Source organism: Pontibacter toksunensis, assembly GCF_042686245.1.
GTDB lineage: Bacteria > Bacteroidota > Bacteroidia > Cytophagales > Hymenobacteraceae > Pontibacter > Pontibacter toksunensis.
Genome location: NZ_JBHUOX010000001.1, coordinates 83846 through 96038 on the forward strand (window position 1 = coordinate 83846; position 12193 = coordinate 96038).

The window sequence follows — 12193 nt, forward strand, 5'->3', positions numbered from 1 at the left end:
TACGAATTACGGATTACGAATTAAGAATGGGTTGTATAGCACACACATAACGCTTTATAAACCAATCTAATTCGTAATTCATAATTCTTAATTCGTAATTATCCAGATGTACATCATCAAAGTTAAAGGCAAGGCCAAAATTCCGGATTACATCCAGCTGCGTGACAGCAACTTTGTGCTGATTGCTTATTTTAGGTCTGACCGCCCGCTCAAGAACCTGGACCGCTATGGGCTGGAAGGGAAAGAAGATGCCCTGGCAGCCGTTATTGCATCGCTTGAATTCGGCAAGCTGCAGAAATTAGAAATTTAAGATTTTATGGATTTTTCCTCTAGCCCTGTAGTGTCGCTGCGCGATGTTGCTGTATACCAGGACGTAAACACCATTCTCAGCAATGTGAGCTTTGATGTTGACAAAGGAGAGTTCGTGTACCTTGTAGGGCGTACCGGAAGTGGCAAAAGCTCCCTGCTGAAGACGCTTTACGCTGACCTGCCGCTCCTGGCTGGACATGGATCTGTCGCAGATTTTAAACTAACAAAGCTTCCACGTAAGCAGGTGCCTTACCTGCGCCGTAAGATTGGCATCATTTTCCAGGATTTCCAGTTGTTGTTCGACCGCTCCGTAGCTGACAATCTTTCGTTTGTGCTGCGTGCGACGGGCTGGAAGGATAATTCCAAAATCAAGCAGCGCATTTCTGAAGTGCTGATGCGGGTAGGATTGGATTCTGCCGCAAACAGGATGCCGCACCAGCTTTCTGGTGGTGAGCAGCAGCGCATTGTTATTGCCCGCGCCCTGCTAAATGAGCCTGTTATTCTCTTTGCCGATGAGCCTACCGGAAACTTGGATCCGATGGTGGCAGATGGCATCATGAGCCTTTTCGCTGAAATAAACAACAGTGGCACGGCTATCCTGATGGCAACGCATAACTATGAAATCATTAACCGCTATCCGAAGCGCGTTTTGAAATGCATAGAGGGCAAAGTACTTGATTCAAAAGTGCAGGAATTTTCCCTGATAAACGGCTACCACTAAGTCTTTTCCTGAAGCTGAGGCTGCTTTTAATACTGTACAAAAAAAGCCAGGCAAATAAGAATTGACCTGGCTTTGGTATTTTTTGCTTTGTGACTATACGTTACCAATGTTTGCTTCTTCTCTTATCTGCAGGTAGCGGTTTTTGGCCTGCTGAATAGAGTTCTTTACAGGTGCCTGCAAGTCCCCTTCAATGGCTTGGTATCGGTTATTCAGGGAGTTCCACCAGCCTTCAATCTGGTTCCAGTCGCGTTGTTCGTACTCTCCAACGTTTTCTGAAAGCGTCGATATAAAGCGGTCGTATACATTGCCGATATTCTCAGCGGTAATATCACTCATATCCAAGTTTCTTATTTCTAAGCCGAGCAGGTCGCGGCGGAGTGTTTTACGCCTTTCCACTTCCTCATACTGCCGCTCACGGCGCTGAAGTGCCTGATTATACCGTTCGTCTAACGCCTCTACTTCGGCACGCTCTGTTTCATCCAGGTCCTCCAGGTTTTGAACAACTTCTCTGCGCTCATCATACATTTCCTGCAGGTTCAGCTTTTCAGTTTCCCAGCGCGAGTCATCTTCTGCAGATTGTTCCAGTGCCCGCATTTCAGTTTCTGTTAAGCTGTCCTGCTCAAACTCGGTTACATAGTTGCGGTATTCGGCAATGGCCTGTTCTCCTTCAGTAGCTGTCTCCGCTCTTTGTCCATCACAGGAGAATAGCAGGGGAAGGCAAAGGCACAATAACAAGTGTCTAAATTTTATCATAGTTTTCAGTTTTGTCTTAGGTTTTTTTAACGCGGTGCTGGTCTATGTGGTTACGGGGCCGTACTTCCTAAAGAAAAAGAGGCAGCAAAACCCGGATTAGTGTTTTACCCACCGGATAGTTAAGTTTACCTAAACGCATAACAGCCCAACCCACATGGAAGATATCAGAATGACAGCCACCAAAGCGCCTTATGCAAAGCTAAAGCAGGAGTTGGATGATGCCTTTAGTGCTGTTATGGAGAGCATGAACCTAGAGGAGGGGCCGCAGGCACAGCGATTTGCTGCATCTCTCGAAACTTATCTGCAGGTGCCCCTTGTGGTGCCCTGTGCCAGTGGAACGGAGGCGCTGCGGTTCGCTCTCTCGGTGCTACAGTTGCCAGCTGGCGCAGAAGTAGTAGTACCTGCTTTCGGGGATGCGTCCGTGGTGGAGGTGTTGCTGCAACTCGGATTAAAGCCTGCTTTTGCAGATGTGGACGCCGCTACCTTTACGCTTACTGCTTCCTCTGTTGAAAGCGTTTTGTCTCCTCACACAGCAGCAATTTTTGCCAGCCATCTTTTTGGCCAACCTGCTCCCATGCATGAACTGGTGCAGCTCGCACAGCAACATAAAAAATGGTTGATAGAAGATGCTACCCAGGCACTCGGGGCTGCCTGCGAAGGTCCGGATGATGTTCTGGTGAAAGCGGGTGCTATAGGGCATATCGGCCTGATGAGTTTCTTCCCGACTAAACCTATACTTAGTTCAGGTGAAGGAGGAGCTGTTATAATGCATGATAAGGAACTAACTGCCAAACTGCAAGGGAGAAATGACCGGCAGCATTTAGTTGAGTTTACTGACAGCCGACAAAGGCTTGGAGCTTTGGATGCCGCTATGCTGGATGTGAAGTTGAAGTATGTTGATGCTTTTAATGAGGGTAAAGAAAAGGTAGCCCGATACTATGATGCTGCTTTTGCTGATACGGAACTGGTACAGACTCCTTACCGTGCCTCCTACGGTTCGCACGTGTTTCATCAGTATACTATAAAGGTTACCCTGGATATAAGGGACGGGCTACAGGAGTATCTGAGTAATAATTTTATTCCAAGTGCAGTATACTACCCGGAGCCACTGCACCTGCTTGCCAATTTCGCACATCCTAGTTGTAAAGCGGGCGATTTTCCTGTTTCAGAGGAGCTTTGCAAAGGCGTGCTTTCGCTACCGATGCACACAGAACTGAAACAGGAACAGCTGGAATATATATGCCACCATGTGCTTGTTTACTTAACCCAGCTTGCTTGAAGATGTGCTTACAGGCTGATGCACAAGAAATCGCTGCCTACAGGTTATAGCCTCCATCCTGTCAGTCCATAAATTACCTTTCTCAGCCAGTCATTCATCTCAGGGTATATTTTTAAACCTATGCTCAGGCTACCGTAGATAGCAATAATCAGGAGAGAGCGCAACACCATATCTATAAATACATTCTGAAGAAAAGGAACCAGGTACGAAACACCCAATGCAACTGCCGCTATGACTACAACCTGAGCAGCAGCCCAGGAAAATGGTTGTATTCTATAGATGAACTGCACGAAGAACAGGCGGGTGACATTCATGAAGATATAGGAGAGCATAGAGGCAAAAGCTGCTCCGTTGATGCCGTAGCGGGGAATAAAATACCAGTTCGTACCGATGGTGAGTGCAGCCAGCACGATGTTGAAGCCGAGGTCCCAGCGGTACTTTTCAGAAGTCGCCAAAATTACACCGTTCAGACTGGTAGCCAGATCCACAATACGGGCAATGGAGAGAAAGAGCACCACGTATTTTCCGGCTCTGTATGTCTCCGGCATAAATGAAAAGAGGTTGTCAATATTCGCCCAGATGCCGATAAAGAGCAGCAGTCCCACAATCAGGTTCACCATGGTCACATGCCTGTACAGCTTTGCCATTCCAGCCATGTCGCTGTCTTTCCAGAAATCTGCCACCTGAGGAGAGGCAATTTTAAGTATGGACCTGGCTGGTACCAGAATAGCACTAGTCATGAAGAAGGCGGTGGTATATACGCCGTTGGCGCTCAAGCTGTAAGAGCTGATCATCACCTGGTCAACTGTGGTGATGATGGTCGTTGATAAGTTTCCTAAGAAAGTAAAGAAGCCGTAGTAGAGCATCTCCCGCATCGGGACAATGCGCAGGCCAGCCAGTGTGGGACGCAGGTAGAACTGCTTCAGCCAGATGGTATAAAAGAATAATCCCATTGCGCCGGCTGAGTTGAGGATAACGTACAGCAACACGAACTGCCTGAAATCCATAACACCTAATGCATAAACAGCTATCAGCAGTGTGGTAAGAATACGCAGCAGGAAGTCCTGCACGAATGAGGAAACGATGGTTTTGTACAAAGACCGCAGGTACGACGTGAACATGTTGTACAGCAGCGTAAAAAGCGCCAGCGGAATAATGTAGTAGTAGTATTCAAGTATCAGCGGCGATTTAGCCACATAGTATGTCACTACCAGCGGCTTCAGCAGCAGGTAAACCCCTGTTGCTACTGCAAAGCCGAGTACCGGTATAGACAGCAGCAGGAAAAGGAAACCATTGTGCTGCTTCGCTTTATCCCGGAAGTAGGGAAAGTAGCGGGTGCTCATGTTCACGAACCCCAGCGCAGAGAACTGCGCATACATCACAGATATGGTCAGCAGGAGGCGCGTGAGTCCTACCTCTGCTTCATCCAGGAAGTTAGGGAACAGCAGAATGGTGTTCACATAGCCGATTAAAATGCCGGCGTACGAGATGGCGGTGTTCCAGATTCCTTCGCGCTGTAATTTCCTCATTAACTCATATCAGAAAAGTAAAGGTAGCGGATTCTCACAATATAGGAGAAGGAACATGAGGGGAAGGCAGGTCGCAGAAGCTGTTACTTTACCACTTCAACCCAGCCTTTATAGACTTTCTGGCTGCGGCGGCTGGTAAAACAGTAATAGTAGGTGCCCGCTGACAAAGCTGATGCTGACCAGCTGTTGTCGTAATTGTCGTTCTGGTACACGGGCTTTCCCCAGCGGTTGTACAATTTTAATTGCAATGAGTTTGGCTCTACACCCTGCACCACGAAAAGATCATTTTTGCCGTCATCATTCGGAGTGATTATGTTTGGGATAACTGGGCATTCACCATTCGAAACTTTAACTTCCTTTACATAGCTGCAGTCGTTTATCGTGATGGTAACATAATAGGTTGCGGGTGTATATACAGTTATGCCTGGCGTAGACTGGCCACTGCTCCATTTATATACAGCACCTTCTGCCGTAGCATCGAGAATTACGGGTTCACCATAACAGGTAAAAACTTCTGTTGGAAGAGAAGTGACAGGTTCCATAGTGAAGGAGACCTGGATTTCGTCTTTTGCGGTGCAGCCTGCAGCATTGGTTACCTCAACAGTGTACGTTCCGCTCTTATTGACTTTAATACTGGAAGATGTTTCTCCTGTGTTCCATACAATTTTTCCAGTGCCTGTGTAGCTGGAGGTAAGTGTTGCAGTTGTACCAGAACATATTGAGGTGGGGCCACTTATTTCTACTGTTGGTGCAGCTTTACTTGTAGCGGCGAACTCACCATAGTTAGCAGATGAGTTATATAACATTATGGGTGACCCGGTAGTGTCTGCTACTAAATTCCAATTTGAGACTGTATTATCTGCCCTACGGTAAAGATTGCCTCCACAAGCCATACCATACTGCTTGAAGTATACCTTATATTTTTTGCTGGTGTCACCTACCTTAAATAAGCCATAGTATTCCCTTACCTCCTGTGGAGAACCGATACCATTTGTAGAAGCAGGAGGAGACTGAATAGAATACAGGTGAAAACCTTTTATAGCGGGATCAACCTTGAACACAGAAAAATTAGCATAGTCAGTAACCATTTCAAGAGAAGAATCCCACCTATTGGTATACCTGTAGACACTCTTGTCACCTATTGGTGCACCGGAAGGAACTGAAGCAACAGCCGGAGAGGTGTTAATGAGCTTCCCGTTCATTTTTAGGGGACTAGCATCAACAACTACGCCACCGGCAAGATTATCTAGCTTTAAATAAGCAACCAATCCCGGAGCATTAGCAGGTAGAGTTCTGCACATGTTCTGCCTAATTTCCTCTTCAGTGAGGGCTTTTTTCCAAAGTCTTACTTCATCTACCATACCTGTATAGTAGTGATTTCCCAAATACACGTAGTAGTAATTTCCTAACAAAAGTTTTTCATTGCTGTTTAAGACAGTGTTTGTATATCCCGTTACCAACTCATTTTGTAGTACGCCGTCTACATATATTCTCCAAGTCCCATTATGTACTACACCAGTTAAATGGTGCCAATTGTTATCCGCTACTATAGTAGTAGAGTATCCTGATATTCGATAGTTACCAGAGCCATCTCTACCTGCCAAACAAGCCTTTCCATTTTGAATCAGCAACTGAAAACCATTTTCTGTATCACGATCATATTTGCTTATTATGTGGTGATGCCCCATAGAGGTGGTCTTGATCCAAGCTTCCACTGTGACTTGATCTGTTATGCCCCTATTGGCGTTACTAAACTCTGCATATTCACTATTTCCACTTAGCTTTATAGCACCTAAAGCACCCTGCGCTGTGACCATAGAGGGTAAAAGCGTAATGAAAGTGAAGAGAAAAATGAAAATAGTAGAAGTTCTGTGATAGTTACTCATTTGTCTTTTATATTGACTGCCGAAGCCAAGATAAATAAAATATATAAATATTGGTATTTTATAACTGTAGAAAGGACTTGATTAAGTTCACTGCTATTTCTGAGCTTCTACCATCAAAGGCTGTACCGACAGTGGCGTTATAATATGTTGCTCTTCCGACCACATCTGGCCTGGAATGAATACGATCCTGCAGTAGTCGGAGAAGCACTTCGGAGTTTTCAGCTGTATCAACTAAGCCATGCTTGATATAGCCATAGTAGTCGGGCAAATTGTGAGAGGTGCTGAAGTCGAAGTAAATGGACCACACGTTTAGCAGCACAGCCTCCAGATGTATTCCAGATGTAGCGCTGATCTGTACATCTATCTCACGCAGGTATTCAAAAGTGGCAACAGTATGACTATCAGAGAGGCGTACTTTATCACTCAATGAAAGAAAAGCATTGAAATCACGTTTGTCACGGGGATGCGGGCGAACTAAAATCTGTAAATCAGGTAACCGCTTTGCAATTTGTTGCAGCAGTTTCTCCACCACATTAAGTTCATCCATGAGGTTGCATCCTATACCAATGGTGCTGATAATCTTGCTGCTGTTTCTATAGGGTACATATTTATCTGCTTTAGGCATACCCACCAGCTCCACTTGTCCCTGTACCGGACCGCAAAGCCTGTACTTGTCAAGCGAGTCCTGGCCTTCCAACAGGTTCAGGTTGAAGGAGAGCGGGGGAAAGATGGTGCTGACACTGGCGTGCTGTATGTATATAGTTTTAATGTTTAATGCTTTTGCTGCCAGTAGCATAGCGCGTGCATCTGCGTTATGGTCATTAGCAAAGATGATGGCAGCAGGAGAATATTTTTGTAATTTCCTGTAATACACTTCATAGAAACCTATGGCGTCGTAGAGCAAATCGAAAAAGCGGAGGGTATGCTTTTTTTTGTGTTTAAGAAAGTGCAGGAACAGGTAGGGAAACTTATAGTAGTAGAACAGCTTACGGCGCAGCGAGATCCTTTCGACTGAGGCTTTATATTTGCCAATGTGCTTACTCTGGCCAGCCACGAAAACGGTTTCAGGTAAACCCTGGTGCACAAACTGCAGGCTGTCGTAGTTGTTCTGACTCACCACATAAAGCCATACTTTTCCCAGTAGCTTTTCAGGGTTCTCCACCGACTGGAACAGGTTTCCGAATAACCGCAGAACGGTATAACCTGCCATGCGTAGCAGGCGCTGCAGTGAATTTAGAGGAGATGCTGCACTCTTAGCGCTTTCCGGCAGGTTGTAAAACCCTTCAGAAAAATGCATGTACAGGATGTTGCTATAGAGGGCGTACCATTGCTTCATGCATCACACCAGATCCCAGGACAGGGGAGTTCCCGCTTTTATATCCTGCTTTGCAATTTTACCTATCAGCCCCTCATAATACTTTGGAGCCAGCCCCAGCCCAGGACGAATGACGCGTATATTCGCCTCTGTAAAAGTCTCCCCTGCCTTCATATCTTCAGAAACATATACAGAGCGTTTAAAAAGGCGGCTCTTTTCCTCTGCCCGCTGTACCCCATACTGAATGTAGCCCAGTGCTTCCCAGGCCCTTTCAGTCTCTGTTACAAGAGAACGCAGTTCGGCAGGTTCCAGTGAAAAAGCCGCGTCCACGCCTCCGTCGGCTCTGCTTAGTGTAAAGTGCTTTTCAATTACAGTTGCTCCGAGGGCAACTGCTGCCACAGCGGCTCCTACACCCATGGTATGGTCAGAAAGCCCCACTTGTACACCAAATAAATCCCGCATATGAGGGATCGTTACTAAATTGGTATTTGCCGGCCTGGCCGGGTAGGTGCTGGTGCATTTGAGCATGATAAACTGCTCACAGCCAGCGCCACGCAATACACTTACTGCCTCGTCTAACTCTGATACAGTTGCTGCCCCTGTACTGATAATCACAGGCTTGCCCGTGGCCGCTACCTTGCGTATAAGCGGATGGTCTGTGTTTTCGAAGGAAGCAATCTTATAGGCTGGGGCGCCGAGTTCCTCTAACATGTCAACAGCCGTTTCATCGAAAGGGGAGGAGAAGGCTAAAATCCCACGCGCCCTTGCTTTTTCAAAAATTGGCTTGTGCCACTCCCAGGGTGTATAAGCTTCTTTATAAAGGTCATATAGTTCGCGGCCTTTCCATAACGAATCCTCATCCTCTATTGTAAAGGCACCAGGCAGCGTCATGGTATCGGCTGTATAAGTTTGCAGTTTAATGGCATCAGCGCCTGCGTTAGCAGCGGCATCTACAATTGCTAGTGCCCGTTCCAGCGACTGGTTATGATTACCCGACATTTCTGCTATAATAAAGGGCTTGTGGTTTGGTCCTATCATACGCCCGCCGATGCTTATTTCCTGTATCATACTTGAAGTCTATTTTCTGCCAGCTGCTAGGTCAACTGCAAAATGAAGCGGTGTGCCTGAGGGTGTTCCGGGTCTGGCTGTCCGTAATTGAAGCCCGCTTTTTCAAACGACCGAACAGAAGCAATGTTTTCGCGCTGCACCAACCCCTCTGCCTGCTCAATAGCAGGTAACTGTGCTTTAAGTGCTTGTAGTCCTTTCTGTAGTAAACGTAGCCCCAGACCCTGGCCACGAAAACCGGCATCTATCAGGTAGCTGATTAAGGCTCTTCCTTTACTAATGTTAAAGCGGATATGTGCAACAGGCTTTCCGTCTGCTTCTGCAATATACAGCAGGGTGTTCTCATCTTCCAGCACTGTGTTAAACCACAGCCTGTGTTTTTCAATGGTGATAGGGTTGGGGTTAAAAGAATTCTTGCGCACTTCCGGATCATTTGCCCACTCAAACAGCAGCAGCGTATCTTCCTCAGTAGCCTCTCTAAGGTATAAACCGGCACTGAGACTAAGCTTCCGGAACAACTGCTTCAAGCGTACGTCACTATGGCCGTCAAAGTGCTGCCGCTGTGTCTCAACCTGCTGATTAAAGTTTTTGCTTAGCCTGTTATTGTTCAGTATTTGGCTTGATTCCTGGTATTCATGGGCAATGCCGCTTTCAATCAGGAAGTTAAAGAGGCTTGCCTGGTTGTCGGCAGTTTGAAGGACAAAAAGAAGGCCTCCTACGGCAGCGTATTCATAGGCTACTCCGCTTGCAGAGGTAACAGCTACAGTACATTGCTGCATCAGGTCACGCATCTGCTCAGCAGGAAGGTTGTGGTGCAGGTTGATTTTCTTTTCTTCCTGTAGCCATGCCTGCAGTTCTACTAGGTATCGGTATGCTGCCCCCACTACTATCTCTATTCGAGCTATGTTATTGTTTTGAGCCAACTCCTTGGCTAGCTGTAGCGTTCGGTTCTTCGGGTCAGCTCCTCCCAGGCTCAGAAGTAAAGCAGGTTTACCTTGCTGTAATACTCTCACTTGTTTGGAAGCCTCCAGAAATGGAGGGCGCAGCAGCGCATACTTAGGCCCTAAAAGCAACCTGGTATAGGAGGCCACACTATACAAATGCGCTTTTACACCACCCGCCTGGTTAATAACCACTTCCGCTAAAAATTTGTAAGACTGGATATCATCTATGCAAACAAGTACACTTCCTTTCCCCTTGATACTTTCCTGATAAGCTGTATCAAAGTGATAACCGTCGAGCACCACCATTTCCGCGGCAGAAATATAAGCATCAAGCTCATGAATAAAACGTGTTTCAGAGGGTGCACACATCGGGAGAATGATAAGACCATGGCATGCCTTGCTGATTTGCAGCTGTAACTCTTTGCTTGGAGCCTGTACGGCAAACACACACTCAAACTCCTCCCTCAGCATGCAAACCAGCGACAGCGAACGCACAACATGCCCTAAGCCAATCTGGTTGTTGCCATCTGCCCTGAATATTATCCGACGCTTTTTACTCATATAATACCCTCTTTCATAGAATGGCTATACTTGATCTCTGCCAGCTTCCAGTCTGAAAGGTTATCTATGTCCTGAACTTCAAGCTCAGTTAGTTCTATGGCACCTGTGTTATCTGTAAAAAGCGCCTGCTTTTCCATAAATGTTTTCACGTTAAACCAGTAGAACTGACCTGCATCGTGAAAAGAAGCAGGTAAATCCTGGGAGCGGCTGAGTTGATGTTCTGGCCAGTTCATTCTTACCTTATGATTTTCGACTGAAAGGCTTCGCCAGATAGGGTAGCTGTACCGGATGATAGATAAAACAGTATCATACTGCCTTGCTTTTATCAGTTCGTAAGCTGCATTGATTGCTTTGACTTTAACAAGTGGCGCCGTAGGATAAAGGCAGCAGCCATAGGAAAAATTTTCTCCTGATGCAGCATATTCCTCCAGCACCTCTGACAGTACGGCTGCGGTGGTTGCTACATCATTGGAAGAAACACTGCTTCTGAAGAATGGTATTTTTGCACCATATTTTCTCGCTACTTCAGCGATTTCTTCATCATCGGTGGAAACCATCACTTCTCCAAAAAGACCTGATGCAAGGGCTGTCTCAATGGAATAAGCTATAATAGGCTTACCTAAGAATTCTTTGATGTTCTTGCGAGGTATACGTTTACTGCCTCCACGGGCCGGTATGATTGCGACACACTTCACTTTCCTATAAACTCTTTTACCTTTTGAATAACAAAAGCCTGTTCCTCCTGTGTCAGGGAGGGGTACATGGGCAGGCTGAGGCATTCTGCATAGTACTGCTCAGCTTCAGGGAAATCGCCTTTGCCGTGGCCCAGGCTGCGGTAGTATGGCATGGTGTGAACCGGTATGTAGTGCACCTGCGCAAAAATCTGGTGCTGGCGAAGGAAATCATACAGCCCCTTGCGGTCCTGTACCCGAATCACATAAAGATGATAAGCATGTCCTTTTTCACCCGCAGCGCCTAAGGCTGCTTGATTGATGTCTAAAATCCTAATGCCTTCTACTTCTTTAAAAGCCTCATCATAGATTTTAGCGATGCCTTTTCTCCTGGCCAATCCTGTATCAGCACGCTGCAGCTGCGAAATACCCAGCGCACAGAGCATATCCGGAATACGGTAGTTAAAGCCCAGTTCCTGCATTTCCATGTACCAGCCACCGTGGTTTTCCGGCATCTCGTCCGGGTCGCGGGTGATGCCGTGGGTACGAAGCCGCATTAATTTCTTGTAAAGCAGTTCATTATTGGTGGTAATCATTCCGCCTTCTCCGGTGGCAATGTGTTTTACCGGGTGAAAAGAGAAAATGGCTACGTCAGCATACTTTCCATTTCCGCACATTTGTTTTTCGTCCTTGCTGTCGTAGAAATAGCCACCTGGGGCATGGCAGGCATCCTCTATAATCCAGAGCCCATGTGCATCAGCCAGGGCTCTCAACTCTTCCATGTTCACCGGGTTGCCGGCAAAGTCTACGGGTATAATACCGCTGTAGTAGCCACGTGGCTGACTTTCCAGCAGCTGACGGACTTTGTCAGTATCCAGGAGTGCGGTATCCGGGTTGATATCAGCAAATTCTATTGTACCGCCGCAATAGCGCACGCAGTTGGCAGACGCCACAAAGGTGATAGGCGTTGTAATAACCCGCGACTCTTCGTTTACACCCAAAGCCAGCGTGCAGAGATGCAGGGCAGCCGTGCCATTTGAAACGGCCACTGCAAACTGAGCACCCACATATTCCGCAAAACTCTTTTCAAAAGCCGCAACTTTCGGTCCCTGAGTCAGGTAGTCTGACTGCAGCGTTTCTTTTACGGCTTCCATGTCAGC

General features: G+C 46.7%; 11 protein-coding genes. 3 read left to right on the forward strand and 8 right to left on the reverse strand.

Annotated features, from left to right (window positions below):
• The first annotated feature begins 106 nt into the window (after positions 1-106).
• Entirely contained in the window at positions 107-310 is a 204-nt protein-coding gene (locus ACFS7Z_RS00390) for a fructose-6-phosphate aldolase (protein WP_377479164.1), read from the forward strand.
• Positions 311-316: 6 nt separating this feature from the next.
• Positions 317-1030, forward strand: a complete 714-nt coding sequence (locus ACFS7Z_RS00395) for a cell division ATP-binding protein FtsE (RefSeq protein WP_377479167.1) — start codon at positions 317-319, stop codon at positions 1028-1030.
• A 93-nt stretch (positions 1031-1123) separates the two neighbouring features.
• On the opposite strand, the gene ACFS7Z_RS00400 is transcribed toward ACFS7Z_RS00395, so the two are convergent.
• Positions 1124-1783: a hypothetical protein gene (locus ACFS7Z_RS00400; RefSeq protein ID WP_377479170.1), complete on the reverse strand. Its 660-nt coding sequence runs from the start codon at positions 1781-1783 to the stop codon at positions 1124-1126.
• Positions 1784-1937: 154 nt separating this feature from the next.
• On the opposite strand from ACFS7Z_RS00400, the gene ACFS7Z_RS00405 reads away from it, so the two are divergent.
• Positions 1938-3062: a DegT/DnrJ/EryC1/StrS family aminotransferase gene (locus tag ACFS7Z_RS00405; RefSeq protein WP_377479173.1), complete on the forward strand. Its 1125-nt coding sequence runs from the start codon at positions 1938-1940 to the stop codon at positions 3060-3062.
• 44 nt (positions 3063-3106) lie between these two features.
• On the opposite strand, the gene ACFS7Z_RS00410 is transcribed toward ACFS7Z_RS00405, so the two are convergent.
• From ACFS7Z_RS00410 to pseC, 7 genes are all read right to left on the reverse strand, one after another.
• Complete coding sequence (locus tag ACFS7Z_RS00410; RefSeq protein ID WP_377479175.1) at positions 3107-4591, reverse strand: lipopolysaccharide biosynthesis protein; 1485 nt, start codon at positions 4589-4591, stop codon at positions 3107-3109.
• Positions 4592-4674: 83 nt separating this feature from the next.
• Entirely contained in the window at positions 4675-6477 is a 1803-nt protein-coding gene (locus tag ACFS7Z_RS00415; protein ID WP_377479178.1) for a LamG-like jellyroll fold domain-containing protein, read from the reverse strand.
• A 58-nt stretch (positions 6478-6535) separates the two neighbouring features.
• Entirely contained in the window at positions 6536-7774 is a 1239-nt protein-coding gene (locus ACFS7Z_RS00420; RefSeq protein WP_377479181.1) for a hypothetical protein, read from the reverse strand.
• Positions 7775-7816: 42 nt separating this feature from the next.
• On the reverse strand, positions 7817-8860 hold the full coding sequence (gene pseI, locus ACFS7Z_RS00425; protein WP_377479184.1) for a pseudaminic acid synthase: 1044 nt from the start codon (positions 8858-8860) through the stop codon (positions 7817-7819).
• 26 nt (positions 8861-8886) lie between these two features.
• Entirely contained in the window at positions 8887-10362 is a 1476-nt protein-coding gene (gene pseG / locus ACFS7Z_RS00430; RefSeq protein ID WP_377479186.1) for a UDP-2,4-diacetamido-2,4,6-trideoxy-beta-L-altropyranose hydrolase, read from the reverse strand.
• Complete coding sequence (gene pseF / locus ACFS7Z_RS00435) at positions 10359-11057, reverse strand: pseudaminic acid cytidylyltransferase (RefSeq protein ID WP_377479189.1); 699 nt, start codon at positions 11055-11057, stop codon at positions 10359-10361. The genes pseG and pseF overlap by 4 nt, the downstream gene beginning before the upstream one ends.
• Positions 11054-12187 carry a UDP-4-amino-4,6-dideoxy-N-acetyl-beta-L-altrosamine transaminase gene (gene pseC / locus ACFS7Z_RS00440; protein ID WP_377480630.1) on the reverse strand — a complete coding sequence of 378 codons (1134 nt, stop codon included), beginning with the start codon at positions 12185-12187 and terminating at the stop codon, positions 11054-11056. Before pseC ends, pseF begins: the two co-directional genes overlap by 4 nt.
• Positions 12188-12193 lie beyond the last annotated feature (6 nt).